This is a genomic window from Streptomyces atroolivaceus, assembly GCF_000717025.1.
GTDB classification, from domain to species: domain Bacteria; phylum Actinomycetota; class Actinomycetes; order Streptomycetales; family Streptomycetaceae; genus Streptomyces; species Streptomyces atroolivaceus.
In genome coordinates this window covers 49,478-65,313 of the sequence record NZ_JNXG01000011.1, presented here as the reverse complement: position 1 = coordinate 65,313, position 15,836 = coordinate 49,478, and the positions used below count along the sequence as shown (strand labels likewise).

The 15,836-nt window shown below is 72.0% G+C and carries 15 protein-coding genes and 2 pseudogenes; 6 read left to right on the top strand and 11 right to left on the bottom strand.

Annotation, left to right across the window (positions count from 1 at the left end; all coding sequences use genetic code 11):
- Positions 1–66: 66 nt before the first annotated feature.
- Positions 67–533 (top strand): annotated as a pseudogene (locus OO67_RS21030) (iron chelate uptake ABC transporter family permease subunit); the annotation flags it as partial.
- Between the two features lie 99 nt (positions 534–632).
- Here OO67_RS21030 and OO67_RS21025 read toward each other — a convergent pair.
- From OO67_RS21025 to OO67_RS21005, 5 genes and pseudogenes are all read right to left on the bottom strand, one after another.
- Complete coding sequence (locus OO67_RS21025; RefSeq protein WP_033302600.1) at positions 633–1,127, bottom strand: FBP domain-containing protein; 495 nt, start codon at positions 1,125–1,127, stop codon at positions 633–635.
- A 50-nt stretch (positions 1,128–1,177) separates the two neighbouring features.
- Positions 1,178–1,678, bottom strand: a pseudogene (locus OO67_RS21020) (NUDIX domain-containing protein).
- Positions 1,679–1,743: 65 nt separating this feature from the next.
- A complete protein-coding gene (locus tag OO67_RS21015; RefSeq protein WP_033302599.1) occupies positions 1,744–2,643 on the bottom strand; it encodes a diacylglycerol kinase catalytic domain-containing protein in 900 nt (299 codons plus the stop codon).
- The gene (locus tag OO67_RS21010; protein ID WP_033302598.1) at positions 2,640–3,653 is read right to left on the bottom strand and encodes an SPFH domain-containing protein; all 1,014 of its coding nucleotides are present in this window, start codon (positions 3,651–3,653) and stop codon (positions 2,640–2,642) included. The genes OO67_RS21015 and OO67_RS21010 overlap by 4 nt, the downstream gene beginning before the upstream one ends.
- 207 nt (positions 3,654–3,860) lie before the next feature.
- Positions 3,861–4,505 carry a TetR/AcrR family transcriptional regulator gene (locus OO67_RS21005; protein ID WP_033302597.1) on the bottom strand — a complete coding sequence of 215 codons (645 nt, stop codon included), beginning with the start codon at positions 4,503–4,505 and terminating at the stop codon, positions 3,861–3,863.
- A gap of 164 nt (positions 4,506–4,669) precedes the next feature.
- Here OO67_RS21005 and OO67_RS21000 point away from each other — a divergent pair, with 164 nt between their 5' ends.
- Both OO67_RS21000 and OO67_RS20995 read left to right on the top strand, forming a co-directional pair.
- Positions 4,670–5,482 carry a phosphatase PAP2 family protein gene (locus OO67_RS21000; protein WP_106972784.1) on the top strand — a complete coding sequence of 271 codons (813 nt, stop codon included), beginning with the start codon at positions 4,670–4,672 and terminating at the stop codon, positions 5,480–5,482.
- Positions 5,479–6,462 (top strand): DMT family protein, encoded by a 984-nt coding sequence (locus OO67_RS20995; protein WP_033302595.1) that lies wholly within the window; start codon positions 5,479–5,481, stop codon positions 6,460–6,462. Before OO67_RS21000 ends, OO67_RS20995 begins: the two co-directional genes overlap by 4 nt.
- Here the strand turns inward: OO67_RS20995 and OO67_RS20990 are convergent.
- Together OO67_RS20990 and OO67_RS20985 are read right to left on the bottom strand one after the other, a co-directional pair.
- A complete protein-coding gene (locus OO67_RS20990) occupies positions 6,459–7,034 on the bottom strand; it encodes a PadR family transcriptional regulator (RefSeq protein ID WP_051709662.1) in 576 nt (191 codons plus the stop codon). The two genes, OO67_RS20995 and OO67_RS20990, sit on opposite strands and share 4 nt — an antisense overlap.
- A gap of 33 nt (positions 7,035–7,067) precedes the next feature.
- Positions 7,068–9,083: an NADPH-dependent 2,4-dienoyl-CoA reductase gene (locus tag OO67_RS20985; RefSeq protein WP_033302818.1), complete on the bottom strand. Its 2,016-nt coding sequence runs from the start codon at positions 9,081–9,083 to the stop codon at positions 7,068–7,070.
- Between the two features lie 206 nt (positions 9,084–9,289).
- On the opposite strand from OO67_RS20985, the gene OO67_RS20980 reads away from it, so the two are divergent.
- Positions 9,290–9,832 (top strand): DoxX family protein, encoded by a 543-nt coding sequence (locus OO67_RS20980; protein WP_033302594.1) that lies wholly within the window; start codon positions 9,290–9,292, stop codon positions 9,830–9,832.
- Between the two features lie 39 nt (positions 9,833–9,871).
- Positions 9,872–10,714 (top strand): DUF1206 domain-containing protein, encoded by an 843-nt coding sequence (locus tag OO67_RS20975; protein ID WP_078598131.1) that lies wholly within the window; start codon positions 9,872–9,874, stop codon positions 10,712–10,714.
- A 52-nt stretch (positions 10,715–10,766) separates the two neighbouring features.
- On the opposite strand, the gene OO67_RS20970 is transcribed toward OO67_RS20975, so the two are convergent.
- The 4 genes from OO67_RS20970 to OO67_RS20955 form a co-directional block, all read right to left on the bottom strand.
- Complete coding sequence (locus OO67_RS20970) at positions 10,767–12,146, bottom strand: cryptochrome/photolyase family protein (protein WP_033302592.1); 1,380 nt, start codon at positions 12,144–12,146, stop codon at positions 10,767–10,769.
- Positions 12,143–13,654 (bottom strand): SDR family oxidoreductase, encoded by a 1,512-nt coding sequence (locus tag OO67_RS20965; RefSeq protein ID WP_033302591.1) that lies wholly within the window; start codon positions 13,652–13,654, stop codon positions 12,143–12,145. The genes OO67_RS20970 and OO67_RS20965 overlap by 4 nt, the downstream gene beginning before the upstream one ends.
- Before the next feature lie 127 nt (positions 13,655–13,781).
- A complete protein-coding gene (locus tag OO67_RS20960; RefSeq protein ID WP_033302590.1) occupies positions 13,782–14,021 on the bottom strand; it encodes a twin-arginine translocase TatA/TatE family subunit in 240 nt (79 codons plus the stop codon).
- A gap of 128 nt (positions 14,022–14,149) precedes the next feature.
- Positions 14,150–15,118, bottom strand: coding sequence for a sporulation protein (locus OO67_RS20955; protein ID WP_033302817.1), 969 nt, complete (start codon positions 15,116–15,118; stop codon positions 14,150–14,152).
- Between the two features lie 173 nt (positions 15,119–15,291).
- On the opposite strand from OO67_RS20955, the gene OO67_RS20950 reads away from it, so the two are divergent.
- Positions 15,292–15,786 (top strand): MarR family winged helix-turn-helix transcriptional regulator, encoded by a 495-nt coding sequence (locus OO67_RS20950; RefSeq protein WP_033302589.1) that lies wholly within the window; start codon positions 15,292–15,294, stop codon positions 15,784–15,786.
- Positions 15,787–15,836: the final 50 nt, after the last annotated feature.

Genomic DNA, 15,836 nt, shown 5'->3' with positions numbered 1-15,836 from the left:
TTCAGGGCATAGGTGGGCCCATGACCCGCCGGAACCGGACGAGTGTAATTAGGTTAGGCTAACCTTATGCCGATAGCGCAAGGGGGTCGGCCGAGAACAGCCGGATCCCGCCCATCCGAAGGTCCCCCGCACCGGGGGTGCTCAACCCTCCGGCCCGCCACGGGACTTCCGCTTCCTCTCGCGGTCCTTGTGCTGCTCTCCCTCGTCATCGGTACCGGTGAGAGCCCTGTGGGCCGCGCCTGGGACTTCCTTCTCGGTGACCCCGCCGCCCGCGCCGACGCGCAGATCCGGCCGGCCGTCATGGACGTACGCCTTCCGCGCACGCTCGCCGCCCTGCTCGTGGGCATCGGCCTCGGCGCGGCCGGCTGTCTCCTCCAGGCCGCCACCCACTGGCCGAAACAGCTCTGTCGGGCGTGAACTCGGGAGCGGCCTTCGCCGTTGTCCTGGGGCTCACCTTCTTCGGCGCCGACTCCCCGGGCGCGATGCCGGTGTGGGCGCTCGCCGGCGGCATGGCCGCGAGCGCGGTCGTCCTGGCGACGCCTCACCGGTCGGTGTCGAGGAGCCGCCGGCTCACGGAACGGACGTGACGCGCTTCGGCTCCCGCGCCGCCGGGCCGTCGGCCCGGCCTCCGGTCAGGCGGACAGCAGGTCGAGGAACGCGGTGAGCTTGTTCGTGGTCCGCTCGATCTGCTGCTCGACGGTCAGTGACTCCTCGAATCGTCCGCCCGGGGCGGGGGTCTTCCTGCCGCGTACGTACAGTGAGCAGTCGAGGTCGGTGCAGAGGTAGATGCCCACCGAGTTGCCGTCCCTGCCCGCCTGGCCGCGCTTGCGGGCGGTCATCAGCGACACCCCGCTGCCGGGATGCGTGGTCAGGCAGACCGAACACATGCTGCGGTGCAGGAAGCCGCGCTGCTGGGACGGGGAGCGGAGCGTGATGCCGGTGAGTTCGCCGCGCAGTTCGGTGACGATGTAGCTCCGGTCCGGAGCGGACAGGTCACGCCAGCCCAGGAAGTCCAGATCGTCCCACCGGCGCTCCTCGAGGTCGCGGGGCAGCGGCAGGCGCTTCGCCTCTCCCTTGGAACAATTGACGAACGATGCCCGGATGTCCTGCTCACTGACGGCTCTCATGGAGTCGACGCTAACTCTGCCTATGAGGCCTAGGCAAATAATTAATTCCTCTAGGACGGCCTCCGGGGTGGAGCGATCCGCAGGTGGTGCGCGGCAGGGTGCTCGACGGCGAGGTCCGGGCGCCAGGCGGCCAGGATCTGGGCCGACGGGTCGAAGAGTGGGCTCGGCAGCCGCTCGGGATCGGTCCACCGCCACGCGCTGATGAGGTGGGGTTCGGTGACCTCGGCCACCGCGGACTCCACCCTCACCAGTGCGCCCATGCTGATCTTGTTGAGGCCCCCCACCACGTCGTGCACCATCGCGAAGACGTCCACGGCGTCCACGGGCACCCGCAGGCCCGTCTCCTCGCGCAGCTCGCGGGCGGCGGCGGCGGCGACCGACTCGTGGGTCGGGTCGATCTTGCCGCCGGGCAGCTCCCAGGTGCCGCCGCGGTGCCGGCCGAGCAGGATCCTGCCCTACCCGTCCTGTACGACGACACCCACGCCGAAGGACGCCTGGGCCAGCGGCGGGCGGGTGTTGCGGGGCGGGACGTTCACGGAGTCGGTGGTCATGTCGCTGCTCTGCTCCCAGCTGGTCGGTGCGGGGTCCCGGGGACTCCGTCATCCTCACACGCCGGTCACGTCACCAGATTGAGGGTGGTCTCCGAGATGCCCAGCCGGACGGACTGACCCCATGTCAACTCCAGTGCGTCGGACTCCATACCGTCGCCGAACACCACCATCCGGTCCGACTCGACGGTGAGCCTGAGGCCGTCCCGGGGTCCCAGTTCACCCGCGACCATCGAGGTTCCGGTGGCCGGTGAGGGCCAGGCCTCGCGCACGAACCAGACGAGTCGCGGATCGGCGGGACCCGGCAGCCGCAGGGGGCTGCCGCGTTCGAGCCAGAGGGAGCGCAGCCAGCCGGTGGATCCCGTGCCGGTGCCGACGAGCACGCCCGAGGACGCCTGGGCCTCGCCGGCGGCCGGGACGCCGTCGGGGCCGATGCGGTAGCGGGCGGTCTGATGGCCCGGCGGTCCGAGGTAGATCTCGTTCAGGGCGAGGAGCCGTTGCGTGTCGTCGGCGACGGCCTCGGTCATCGTGAGGGCGTCCGTCCGGCCGCCGGACGACACGGCGGCCCGGCACAGCGCCGCCGTGTCACCGGCCCGGTGGCGTACGAGGACCCCGGGGTTGCGGCCAGGGTCGGTGTCGATGCCCACCACGGGCTGGCCCGACAGGTACTTCGCGGCGTTGGCGACCAGTCCGTCCTGCCCGACCACGAGGACCACGTCCTCGGGCCCGAACAGGAAGCGGTCCAGGTCCGCCCGCTCCACCCGGGTCCGGCGCCACCGCATCGGCACGGCGGCGGCCACCTCGGTGAGCGCCCGCTCGTTGCGCAGGTGGCGCTCGGCCACCTCGTCGATGGACCGGCCGCGTCCGGCGAGCACGAACGCGGCCTGCCCGTGTGTGCCGTGCCGTGCCAGGAGCTCCTCGTACTCGGTCGTGCGGTGCACCAGTACGGCCCGCGGGGCCAGGCTCACGCCCGGGCCTCCGGCTCCGGCCTGCCGAGCCTGGCGAGCAGACCCGTCAGTACGTCGGGAGAGAGGGTGAGGCTGTCGATGCGGGGCAGGTTCTCGGCCAGCCGCGTCGCGGCCAGGGCGTGCAGCGTCCCCGGGTCGACGTCCGCGTGCGCCTGCAGCCAGGCCGCCTGCGCCTCGGCACGGGCGGCCCCGATGTCACGTGCGGCCTCCGCCTCGGCGCGGGCCAGGCGTACGGTGCGGGCTGCCTCCGCAGCCGCGCGCACTCCGTCGGCCGCCGACTGCTCCTCGGCCTCACGGCGGGCGTTGGTGCCGCGCTGGTCGACCAGTTGCTCCTCGCGGCGCGCGAGCTCGATCTTGCTGGCGAGCTCGTTCTCGGCGATGGTGCGCTCCCGCTCGACCGCGACGGCCCGGCGCTCGTACACCGACCGGTCGGCCTCCTGCTGGATCTGCTCCCTGGCCGGTGTGCGCAGGGCGCGCTCGACCTCCGCCTCGGGGCGGATCGCGACGACGCGCACGGCGACCACGTCGATGCCTGTGGCGGGCAGCCGCGGCTCGGCCGCGAGCCCGGTGGCGACCCGTTCCCGCACGGCGGCGACTCCGTCCACGAGTGCGGTGGCGAGGGGGGTGCGGGCCAGGACGTCCAGCGTGTGCTGCTGCGCGGTCTCGGTGAGCAGGGTGGCGATCTGCTCCAGGGGCGCACCCCGCCATGCCCCGGTGTCGGGGTCCACCGAGAAGTCGAGCCTGGCGGCGGCCTCTGCCGGGTCGCTGATCCGGTAGGTGACCGTGGCCTGCACGGTGACGTCCTGGAAGTCGGCCGTGCGGGCGTGGAACGCCATCGCCAGTTCCCGGTCGTCGACCGGGACCTCGGAGAGTGCGGCGGAGAGCGAGCGGTACCAGAAGCTCAGACCGGGGCCGTCGTGGGTGAGCACGCCGCGCTTGTGGTGGCGGATGTGGGCGGTGGGCGCGGAGCGCAGGTGGCGCCAGCCGAGGCGCCGGGTGATGTCGGCCATGTCGGGCCCCTCTTTCTCGTCACGAAGACGATAACGAGGGTCGGAGATATCGTCAAGGGGACGAGAAGAGGTGGGGGTGCAAGAAGAAGCGGCCGGCCGGCGGTCTCCTCGGAAACCACCGGCCGGCCGGGTGTGCGCCGTCCCCGTCCCCACGGTGCGGCGCGCGGGCGGGCCGTCGTCATCCGCTCCGGCGACGGCCCACGTTCATCAGGTCCCGCTCCTCCGGGAAGCGGGCGGGGGCGTGGGGAGCCCGAGTGCCGGGAGTACGGCGCACTCGATGAACCGGGTGAGGAAGGTGTGGTCCGTGTACCGGCCCTCCAGGAGCGGCCGGGCGCGCATGATGCCGAGCATCTGGGCGGCCACGTATTCCGCCGCCGGGTTGTCGGCGTCGATCTCGCCACGCCGGACGGCGCGTCCGACCATCGCGTCGAAGGCGGCGATGGCCGGTTCGATCAGGGTGGAGCGCATCGCGCAGAGCAGGTCGGGATTCTGGAGTGCCGCATGGCTGAGCGCGTGCATCAGTGCGGTGTCCTGGCCGGACGCCGCGTCCACCACCCGTGCCACCTCGTGCAGATCGCCGCTCAGGCTGCCGGTGTCGATGTCCGAGAACAGGGTCCTGCGGGTGCCGTGCAGGGCCGCGACCACCAGCTCCGGCTTGGTGCCCCACTGCCGGTAGAGCGTGGACTTCCCGCAGCGGGTGCGGGAGGCGACGCCCTCCATGGTGAGGGAGTCGTAACCGCTCTCCCGGAGCAGGTCCAGCACCGCGGTGTAGAGCTCCTGCGCCCGCTCCGGTGTGATCTTCGACCGGCGTGACGTGGGTGCTGACTCCTGTGCTGAACCGGGCGACGGCATCTGCTTCCCTCTCTGCGACTCTGCGGCGGGGACCCTCGGTACGCAGTGTACCGATACGCCAGTGTACCGATACGTCGGCGTATCGGTACACTGGCGTATCGATAGGGCGTGGACTGGTCATGCCTACGACGTCACAGCGCATCGTCAGCAAAGGGGCACGGGTGATGTACACCCGCAGTGAGCCTGCGGAGCGGGAGCCGGACACCTCTGCCCGACCGCCCCTCGTCCGCGAACTGCTTCTGGTAGCCGGACTCTTCCTCGTCTACAAACTCGGCCGTCAGGCCGCGAACGGCCACGTCGAGGAGGCCTTCCGCAACGCAGGACACGTCTGGAGCTTCGAGCGGGCCGTCGGGCTCCCCGGCGAAGGGGCCGTGCAAGGCGTGCTGCTGCACAGCCACACGCTCGTCCAGGCGGCGAACACCTACTACGCGACCGTGCACTTCCCGGCCACGCTGGCGTTCCTGGTCTGGCTGTACTGGCGCCGCCCGCGCCACTACGTCTGGTCGCGCCGCATCCTGGCCGTACTCACCGGCGCCGCGCTCGCCCTGCATCTGCTCTTCCCGCTGGCCCCGCCCCGGATGCTGCAGGCGGCGGGCCTCGTCGACACCGGGCAGGTCTACGGCCCCACGGTGTACGGGGAGACCCCGGCGACCGACTCGATGGCCAACCAGTTCGCGGCCATGCCCTCACTGCACTTCGGCTGGGCCCTGGCGGTCGCCGTCGGCCTGATCGTCGCCACGCGCTCCCGGTGGCGCCTGCTGTGGCTGCTGCACCCGCTGCTCACCCTGCTCGTCGTCGTGGGTACCGCCAACCACTACTGGCTGGACGCGATCGTGGTCTCCGCCCTGCTCTCCGTGGCCTACGCCGCGATGCGGCTGCCGCGCACACCGGTCCGTACGCACCTGCCGTGGCAGACGGCCATCCCCGCCCGGCGATACGCGTCCCCCGCTTACGCACGGTCCGGGGTTCGGCGATGAACGCCACGCTCGTCGCCGTCGCCCTCTCCCTCGTCTCCGCGGGCGCCTACGCGGCCGCCGCGGTGGCACAGGCCCGGCTCGCCGGCCGGACCGAACCCTCCGCCGGAGCGCTGAGCCTGCTGGGCCGCGGAGCCTGGTGGTCGGCGGTCGGACTGAACGCCGGCGGGGCACTGCTGCACGTCGCCGCGCTGAAGTACGGGCCGCTGACCCTGGTCCAGCCGCTCGGCGCCCTCACGCTCGTCGCCGCCGTCCCGCTCGGGGCCCGTTCCTCGGGCCGCCGGGTCAGTCGTACGGAGTGGCGCGGCACGCTCCTCACCCTCATCGGTCTCGCGGCGCTGCTCCTGGCCGCGGGCGGTGCCGCGCCGCACGACACGCTGAGTCTCCCCGAGGCCCTGGGTGTCGGGGCCGTCACCATGGCTCTCGTCGCCGCGCTCGGCCGTCCGGGCGCCCGGCCCGGTCTCAGGCATGCCGCTGCCTCGGGCATCACGTCGGGGGTGGCCTCCGCCCTCACACAGACACTGACGGTCGCCGCGACCGACCACTCGGGCCCGCTGCTGAGCTGGCGGCTGGTGGTCGTGGCGGTGCTCGTCTCCTTCTTCGCCCTGGGCGGGCTGATGCTCTCCCAGACCGCCTACAGGGGCGGCCTCGGCGCCCCGCTCGCCGTCGTCACCCTCGCCAACCCGGTCGCCGCCGCCGCGATCGGTCTGGTCCTGCTCGGCGAACGCCTCCAGGGCGGGGTGCTCGGTCTGATCCCCGCGCTCATCGGTGCCGCTGCCGCCGTACGGGGCGTGATCCTGCTCAGCCGCGCGCAGGCACGGAGTACCGACGAGGCGTTTCCGGCCACGGCCGAGGCCGGCTCCGCCCCGGCCGTCACGAGGTCGAGGGTCGTCATCGCCGGTCCGTCCCTGACCGCCCCGCGCGCCGGGGAGGCGCCGGCAAAGCGCCCGGAGCCGGTCGGGACGGCGAGCGGCCCCGGCTAGGAATCGTCGGAGGCGCGGGACCCGGTGCCGGGCCCCGGCCCGGAGCCGGTCAGGTCGTCGATCGCCCTGGTCAGCCAGCCCGTCCAGAAGGTCTCCAGGTCGATGCCCCCGCGCAGCACCAGGTGGCGCAGCCGGTCCTCGTCGGCGGTCCGCTCCGGAGGGAAGTCACGCCGCTCGATCTCCAGGTACTCCGCCAGTTGCTCCCGGTGCAGCACCAAGTGCCTGCGCAGTTCTCCGGCCAGCCCCGGCGCACCGACCACGGCGGCTGCCCGCATCCTCAGCAGCAACGGATCGCGGACGGGCCTCGGGTCCTCGGCGAGCGACACCCAGGCCGACAGCTCCTCGCGGCCCGCGGGCAGCACCTCGTACTCCTTCCTCTGCCCACGTGCGGGCTGCGCCGTCGGCAGGACCCGGATGTGCCCGGCCCGCTCCAGCTTCCCCAGCTCGCGGTAGATCTGCTGATGCGTGGACGGCCAGAAGTAGCCGATCGACCGGTCGAACCTCCTTGTCAGCTCGAGACCCGACGACGGTTTCTCGAGCAGGGCGGTGAGGATCGCGTGCGGGAGTGACATGGAGTGCATCCTAGAGACGGCGGAACCGGGCGGTCACAGCTCCGCGGCGAGTTCCGTGCCCTGACGGATCGCACGCTTGGCGTCCAGTTCGGCGGCCACGTCGGCGCCGCCGATCAGATGCACCGGGCGTCCCGCGGCGCGCAGCTCGTCGTACAGCTCGCGGCGCGGTTCCTGACCCGCGCAGAGCACGACGGTGTCGACCGGGAGCAGGTGCTGCTCGCCGTCCACGGTGAGGTGCAGGCCCTCGTCGTCGATCAGGTCGTAGGACGCACCCGCGATCATCGTCACGCCGCGGTGGCGCAGCTCCGTGCGGTGGATCCAGCCGGTCGTCTTCCCGAGTCCCGCCCCGACCTTGCTCGCCTTGCGCTGGATCAGGTGCACCGTGCGCGGCGGCTTCGGGCGCTCCGGGCTCCGCAGCCCGCCCCGGTCCGCGTAGTCCGTGTCCACGCCCCACTGCCGGAAGAACACCTCCGGGTCCAGGCTCGCCGCGTCGCCCCCGTCGGTGAGGAACTCGGCGACGTCGAAGCCGATCCCGCCCGCCCCGACGACCGCCACCCGGTCGCCGACCGGCGCACCGTCGCGCAGGACGTCCAGGTAGCTGACGACGCTCGGGTGCTCGACGCCCGGGATCGCGGGGGAGCGGGGCTCGACCCCGGTCGCCAGGACGATCTCGTCGTAGCCGTCGAGTTCGGTGGAGGTGGCGGGCGTGGCCAGACGGAGTTCCACTCCCTCCTCGGCCAGCCGGGTACGGAAGTAGCGCAGCGTCTCGTCGAACTCCTCCTTGCCGGGGACCCGGCGCGCGACGTTCAGCTGGCCGCCGATCTCGTCGGCCGCGTCGAACAGCGTCACCGCGTGCCCGCGCTCGGCAGCCGTGACCGCGCACGCCAGCCCCGCGGGCCCGGCGCCCACCACCGCGACGCGTTTACGGAGGCGGGTCGGCGCGAGCACCAGTTCCGTCTCGTGGCAGGCACGCGGATTCACCAGGCACGAGGTGATCTGGAGGCTGAAGATGTGGTCCAGGCAGGCCTGGTTGCAGCCGATGCAGGTGTTGATGGCGTCGGCGCGGCCCTCGGCCGCCTTGGCGACGAAGTCGGGGTCGGCGAGGAAGGGCCTGGCCATCGACACCATGTCCGCGCGGCCCGAGGCGAGGACCTCCTCGGCCAGTTCGGGGGTGTTGATGCGGTTGCTGGTCACCAGCGGTACGGAGACCGCTCCCCGCACCTTCTCCGTCACCCACGTGAAGGCGCCGCGCGGCACGGAGGTCGCGATGGTCGGGATGCGGGCCTCGTGCCATCCGATACCGGTGTTGATGATGGTCGCCCCGGCCGCCTCGATCTCGCGGGCGAGGTGCACGACCTCCTCCAGGGTGGAACCACCGGGCACGAGGTCCAGCATGGACAGCCGGTAGATCAGGATGAAGTCGGGGCCGACCCGTTCACGGACGCGGCGCACGATCTCGACGGGGAAGCGGATGCGGTTCTCGTACGAGCCGCCCCAGCGGTCCTCGCGGTGGTTCGTCGCCGCGACGATGAACTCGTTGATCAGGTAGCCCTCCGAGCCCATGATCTCGACACCGTCGTAGCCCGCGCGCCGTGCGAGTTCCGCGGCTCGGACGAAGTCCTCGATGGTCTCCTCGACCTCGTCGTCGTCGAGCGCGTGCGGGGTGAAGCCGCTGATGGGGGCCTTCAGCGCGCTCGGCGCCACCAGTTCGGGGTGGTGGGCGTAGCGCCCGAAGTGCAGGATCTGCATCGCGATCCGGCCACCCGCCGCGTGCACGGCCGCCGTGACCTCGGCGTGCTGCTCCGCCTCCGCCTCGGTGGTCATCTTGGCGCCGCCGGGGAAGGAGCACGCGCGCTCGTTGGGCGCGATCCCCCCGGTGACGATCAGGCCCACCCCGCCGCGTGCGCGAGCGGCGTAGAACGCGGCCATCCGCTCGAAGCCTCGTTCGACCTCTTCCAGGCCGATGTGCATCGACCCCATCAGCACCCGGTTCGGGAGCGTGGTGAAGCCGAGGTCGAGCGGGCTCAGCAGGGTGGGGTACGGGCTCATCCGGGTCTCCTCGCAGGTGTCGTCGAGCCAGTTGTAGACCACCCGCCCTTCGTTATGCAACTAGTTGCACAATGACGTACGTCGCAGTCCCGGCACGGCTCGGTCCACGGACGGAGCAACACCACCCGGCCCTGCCGCCCGGCCGGGACGAGAGTGGATCCGTACGGCTCACCGTTGCTGTTCCTCCTCGTCGTCAGGAGACACCCATGACCTGCGTCAACCGTCGTGACCTCGGACTTCTCGTGCTCAGGGTCGGCACAGGCGCCGTCCTGGCTGCACACGGCAGCCAGAAGCTGGGCGGGTGGTTCGGTGGCGGGGGCATCGAGGGAACCACCGCGGCGATGGAGGCCATGGGCTTCCACCCGCCGAAGCACAGCGCCCTGGCGGCCGGACTCGGCGAGGCGGGCGGTGGGATCCTGCTGGCGCTCGGTCTCGCCACCCCCGCGGCCGGTGCCGCCGCGGCCGGAACGATGGCCGGTGCCGTCGCCGTGCACGCGCCCGCCGGATTCTTCGCGATGGGCGGCGGTTACGAGTACCCGGCATTCCTCGGCTTCACCGCTGCCGCGATCGGGGTGACGGGTGCGGGCCGCTACTCCCTGGACCACGCCACCGGGCACGTCCTCGACCGGCCGTGGGTCGTCGCACTCGCGTTCGCGGGCAGCGCCCTGGCCGCGGCGGCGGTCGTCGGCCGCCGTGCGAAGGCGCAGGCGTCGGCCCCGGGCGAGGCCGTTGACGAGGGCGTCCAGTGACCCCGCATTGATCGCCGTTTCAGGGGCATCCGGCAGAGCATGAATGCGAACGCGCTGTCGATCAACGCACGTGGCCAGGCCAGAAGAGCCGCGCGCAGCAAGACCATGGATGTGGGGGCCCGGGCCGGTTTCGTGGCGCGGGGAGTGATCTATCTGCTGGTGGGCCTGCTGGCGCTGCGCATCGCCTTCTCCGACGGCGGCGGGAAGCAGGCGGACCGAGGTGGCGCCATCGCCGAGATAGCGGAGAAGCCCTTCGGGAGCGTCCTGCTGTGGGCGCTCGGCGTGGCGCTGGCGGGCATGGCCCTGTGGCGCCTGTCCGAGGCGCTCTTCGGCCAGGCGGGCCCCGACGGCCACAAGGCGAGCAAGCGGGCCATGGCCGCAGGACGCTTCCTCTTCTACGCCTTCGTGTCGTACTCGGTTCTCTCCTACGCCGCCGGCGCCCAGAGCAGCGGCAGTGGATCGAGCGATCAGCAGACCGACGACGTCACGGCGCGTGCCCTGCAATGGACCGGCGGTCAGTGGATCGTGGGGATCGCCGGCGCCGGTGTGATCTGTGCCGGCCTCTGGATGGCGTACCGGGCCGTCACACGTAGGTACCACAAGCACCTCAAGATGGGCGAGATGACGAAGAAGGTCCGTCAGGCCGTGGACGTCACCGGCGTCTTCGGCGGGACCGTCCGCGGCGCCGTCTTCGCCACGGCGGGCGGGTTCGCCGTGGCAGCCGCCGTCCAGCACGAACCGGGCCGCGCCAAGGGCATGGACGACACCCTGCGCTCCTTCACCGAGACGCCGGCGGGACCCTGGCTGCTCGTGCTCATCGCGCTCGGCCTGGCAGCCTTCGGGCTCTTCTCCTGGGCCAACGCCCGCTACCGCAAGATCTGAGCGGAAGGCGGAAGGCGGAACCGGGAGACGCGCGAGGCGTGCTCCCGGCCCGTCAGTCGAGTCCCCTGGCCTCCTTGAACCGGGCCAGCCCGTCCTGCAGCCGGACCACCGGCTCCGGATAGTCGTAGCGGGCCCGCTCCCGCCCCGGCAGCTTCCACGGCTCGTGCACGGCCGGGCCGGAGATCCCCGCGAGTTCGGGCACCCAGCGGCGTACGTACGCACCCTCCGGGTCGTAACGCCTGGCCTGCGTGACCGGGTTGAGCACCCGGTTGGGCCGGCTGTCCGTACCCGTCCCGGCCACCCACTGCCAGTTGAGCTGGTTGTTCGCGATGTCCCCGTCGGCCAGCAGATCCAGGAAGTGCCGCGCCCCGGTCCGCCAGTCCACGTACAGCGTCTTGACGAGGAAGCTCGCGGTCAGCAGCCGTCCCCGGTTGTGCATCCACCCTTCGTGGAGCAGCTGTCGCATCGCCGCGTCGACCACCGGGTAGCCCGTGCGGCCCTCCTTCCAGGCGGCCGTCTCGTCCGCCGCGGCGCTCCCGGTGCGCCAGCGGTCCTGCCTCGGGCGGTAGTCGGAGCGGGCGGCCGCGGGGCGCGCGGCCAGGACCTGGTGGTGGAAGTCCCTCCAGCACACCTGCCGTACGAAGGCCTCCGCACCCGGTCCGCCCGCGGCGCGGGCGCGGTGGACGAGTTCGGTGGGGGAGAGCGTGCCGAAGTGGAGGTGCGGCGAGAGTCGCGAGGTCGCGTCCCCCGCGAGGTCGTCGTGACGCTCCTCGTACGACGCCAGTCCGTTGCGGCGCCACGCGGCGGACCTCCTGCGGCCTTCGGCCTCCCCTCCTTCGGCCAGGCCCGGGGACAGCCCCCGGACGCCGGCCCGTGAGGGCAGCCCGGCGGATGCCGGGCCCTCCGGAACGCGCACCGTGCGAGGTGCCCCGAAAGGAGACCGGAGCCCCTGCTCGGACCACCGGCGGAAGTACGGGGTGAAGACGGCGAAGTGGTCCCTGTCCGCTCCCGAAGGCATCACGGCGCCGGGCGGGACCACGTTGCTCACCGCGTCGTGCACACTCAGCCGGCAGCGGAGCGGCGTGAGCGCCTCGCGCAGCCGCTCCTCCCGGTGCTGCGCGTAGGCGCTGACGCCCGCCGCCACGTGGACCGCGCCCGCACCCGTCTCGGTGACGACTCCGCCGACCTCCTCGGCCACGTCCCCCTCACGGACGACCAGACGTCCGCCGCGCTCGCGCAGCCCCGCGTCCAGGTCCCGCAGGCAGTCCGCCAGGAACGCACGCCGGTTGGGAGCGCCGAACCCGGCGGCCTCCACACCGTCGTCCAGGACGAAGAGGGGGACGACCTCGTCGGCCGAAGCGAGCGCCGCGTGCAACGGCGGATGGTCGTGCAGGCGCAGATCGGACGTGAACAGGACCACGGCCACGGTCATTTCGGCTCACCTGCCGCCCTCCGGGCCGCCGCCAGCGCGATGTTGCGGGCCATCCCGCCGAAGACCACCGCGTGGAAGGGCGACACGCTCCACCAGTACGCGTGGCCGAGCAGTCCGGCCGGGTGGAAGATGGCCCGCTGCCGGTAACGGGAGCGGCCGTCCTCGCCTTCCTCGGCGTACATCTCCAGCCAGGCCAGACCGGGCAGCCGCATCTCCGCGCGCAACCGGAGCAGCCGGCCGGGCTGCAGCTCCTCCACCCGCCAGAAGTCCAGCGAGTCCCCCACCCTCAGCCGTTGGGCGTCCCGTCTGCCGCGGCGCAGGCCCACGCCGCCGATCAGCCGGTCCAGCCAGCCCCTGACGGCCCAGGCCAGCGGGAACGAGTACCAGCCGTTGTCACCGCCGATCCCCTCCACGACCTGCCACAGCGCTTCGGGCGAGGCGTTCACGTCGAGCTCGCGCTCATCGGTGTACAGGCTTCCGCCCGCCCAGTCCGGGTCGGTGGGAAGCGGATCGCTGGGAATGCCCGGGGTGGAGGCGGTGGACCACCGAGTGCTCACCCTCGCCTCACGCACCCTCTGGAGCGCGAGCGAGAGAGCGGTGGCGAAGGAGAAGGGCTGCCCGGGGCCGTCCGGGACGTGGTCGGCGATGTCGTGTTCGTGGCAGACGACCTCGTAGCGCAGGGACTCCGCGAGCGGGCGGGCGATCGACGCGGGCACGGGGGTGACCAGACCGACCCAGTGACTGGAAAGGCCCGGTGAGAGCATCGGCACCGGCAGGATCAGCCGGTGGGGCAGCCCGGCGACCTGCGCGTACCTCTGCATCATGTCGCGGTACGTCATGACGTCGGGACCGCCGATGTCGAAGGTGCGGTTCACACCGTCGGGCATGTGCGCACTGCCCACGAGGTAGCGCAGCACGTCCCGCACGGCGATCGGCTGGATCCGTGTCGACACCCAGCTGGGGGTGACCATGACCGGCAGCCGCTCGGTGAGATAGCGCAGCATCTCGAAGGACGCGGAACCCGACCCGATGATGACCGCGGCACGCAGCGCGGTGGTCGGAACGCCGGAATCGAGCAGGATGCGACCGACTTCGGCACGTGACCGCAGATGCGGGGAGAGCTCCCGCATGGGGACGTCGGCGGGGGTGAGACCGCCCAGGTAGACGATGCGCCGCACGCCGGCTGCCTTCGCCTGCTCGCCGAAGGTCCGCGCCGCCTCACGGTCGGTCTTCTCGAAACCCGGCCCTGCGGCCAGTGCGTGGACCAGGTAGTAGGCGACGTCGATGCCGAGCATGGCCGCGCTCACGGACTCCGCGTCGGTCACGTCCCCCTTGACCACCTCGGCCTCGCCCGCCCACGGGTAGTCCCGCAGCTTCTCCGGGGTCCGCGCCAGGCAGCGGACCCGGTGACCGGCCTCCAGGAGTCCGGGCACGAGGCGGCCCCCGATGTATCCCGTGGCGCCCGTCACCAGGCACCGCAGTCCGCCGCTGTCGTCCTTGCTCTCCATGGCTCCTCACTCCGGCCGGCGGTTGGTGTCTCCTCCGCCCACGGTGCCCCCATGCGGGTGATTCCGCTTGCCGAAGGGGTCCGACACGCCGAAGCCCACCCCACCGGGTGGCGGGGCGGGCAGGGGCTCAGCGCGGTCCGGGTTTCTCGGTGGCGGTCCCCCTGATGACGCGCGGGTCGTCCGTTCCGCCCGCAGGCGGTTCCGCCGGCACGGTGGGGGAGACGCCGTCGGACTTCAGGGCTCGCGCCTCGCTCTTCAGGATCCGGGCCGACTTGCCCAGTGAGCGCGCCAGTTCGGGAAGCTTCCTGGCACCGAACATGAGGACGGCGATGATGAGGAAGATCGCGATCTCGCTGATTCCGAACATGGCGGCTCTCGTCTCCCTGGTGGGTGTGGTTCGCTCTCCCGGCAGCCCCGGAGCTTCCCGGTGCCGCAACGGCGCGCCAAATCTACAGCACTGTAGAAGGTGAGGGCGGGGCTTCTCCAGGCCCGGTCTCAGCCTTCGCCGCCCTCCTCTTCCTCCTCGTCGCCCTCGAAGAAGTCACCCACCTCGTCGATGACTTCTGCGGCGACCACTCCTCCCACGACGCCCACGGCGAGACCCGCCGCCCCTGCGGCGACCACGGCGCCCGCCCCCGGCCCGGAGTGGTGCCCCGGATGTCCGCCGTCGTGTCCGTGGCCCCCGTGCGAAGCGTGTGCCTGGACCAGTTCCTGGATCCAGCCGTCGACCTCGGTGACCCAGTCGCGGCCTCGGACCTCGTGATGGCCGACGGCGAAGCGGCTGAGGGCATCACTTCCTCCGGAGAGGAGGCCTCCCCGCTTGTCGGTCTCCAGTACGACCTCCAGGCCGTCGGGGCCCGCCAGGAACGTCACCTCGATCTCGTTGATCCGGTCCGCGTACCTGGGGGCGGGGGAGAGCTCGATCTCCTGGTAGAAGGGCAGTTGCTGACCGCTGCCCCGGATCCGGCCGAGTTCCAGGTCGGCGGACCGGAAGCCGAAGCCCAGCTGTCCGAGCGCCTCGAGCACTGCTTCCTGGGCGGGCAGGGGGCCCACCGTGAGGCGGTCGAGATCGCCCTTGTCCCTGGCGCCCCCCACCGACAGCTCCGTGCGTACGCCGAGGACGATCCCGAGGTCCTGGCCGTAGAGCTCGGTGATCGGGGTCTCCCACGGGAGCGTCGCAGCGAAAGGAATGCTCCGCTCCTCGCCCTCGGTCAGTGTGAAACCACCGGCGACGGTGAAGCGCTCGAAGGCGACCGCCCCTTCCGCCTCGCCGTCCTCGTGCTCCGACTCGACGCGTGCGACGAGCTCCAGCGTGATGTGCTCGACGGTGAAGTCGGCGTTGCCGCCCTGCAGCCGGACCTCGCCGCTCAGGCTGCCGCCGGGAACAGCGGCGCCGGGCCGCAGCACCGTGTCGACGGTGGGACCGCCGACGCCGAGCGAGCCGAGCAGCTTCTTGAACACCATCGTGGCGTCCACTCCTTCTTCCGTACGCGGAGAACGCGTTCAGCCGAATTTCTACACAACTGTAGAAGCATAGGGGGGATGGGCTGTCGAAGTGGTCTCCGCGCAGGCGGGGGAGGGGGCGCGCACATGGCCGCGCGTGCCCCGCGCTGCGGGGCGCGTCCTAGTATGGGGCGGTGAACAGTGCAGACGGCCCTCGCGACGGATCTGGTATGGATGCGGCGGGGGTGTCGGAGCTCCAGGCCCTGGCTGTGGAGCTCCGCCGGATGAACGGTGAGATCAACCGGCTGGTTCACTCTTTCGCGCACTCCCAGGGCCTCCATGCGACGGACGTCCAGGCGCTGGGCGCGATCCTCGACGCGGACGCGCCGCTGACCCCTGGGCGGCTCCGTGAGCACCTCGGTCTGACGTCGGGCGCTGTCACCGCGTGCCTGGACCGGCTCGAGCGCGCCGGGCACATCAGGCGCGCGCGGGAGAGCTCTGACCGTCGTGTCGTGCACCTCTACTACGAGCCTGGGGCCAGGGCGGCCGCACGTTCGTTTTTCATGCCCCTCGCGGAGGCGGCGGCCGGTGCTCGCGCCACGTCGGAGCCCCAGGAGCTGGAGGCGGCTCTCCGCTTCCTCGGCCGGATGAACGGTGAACTCGCTCGCGTGCAGGTTCCCCGCCGCTGACCCCCTGAATCGAGCCGCATCGCCGTGCCGGTGCACGGGCACATCCGTGG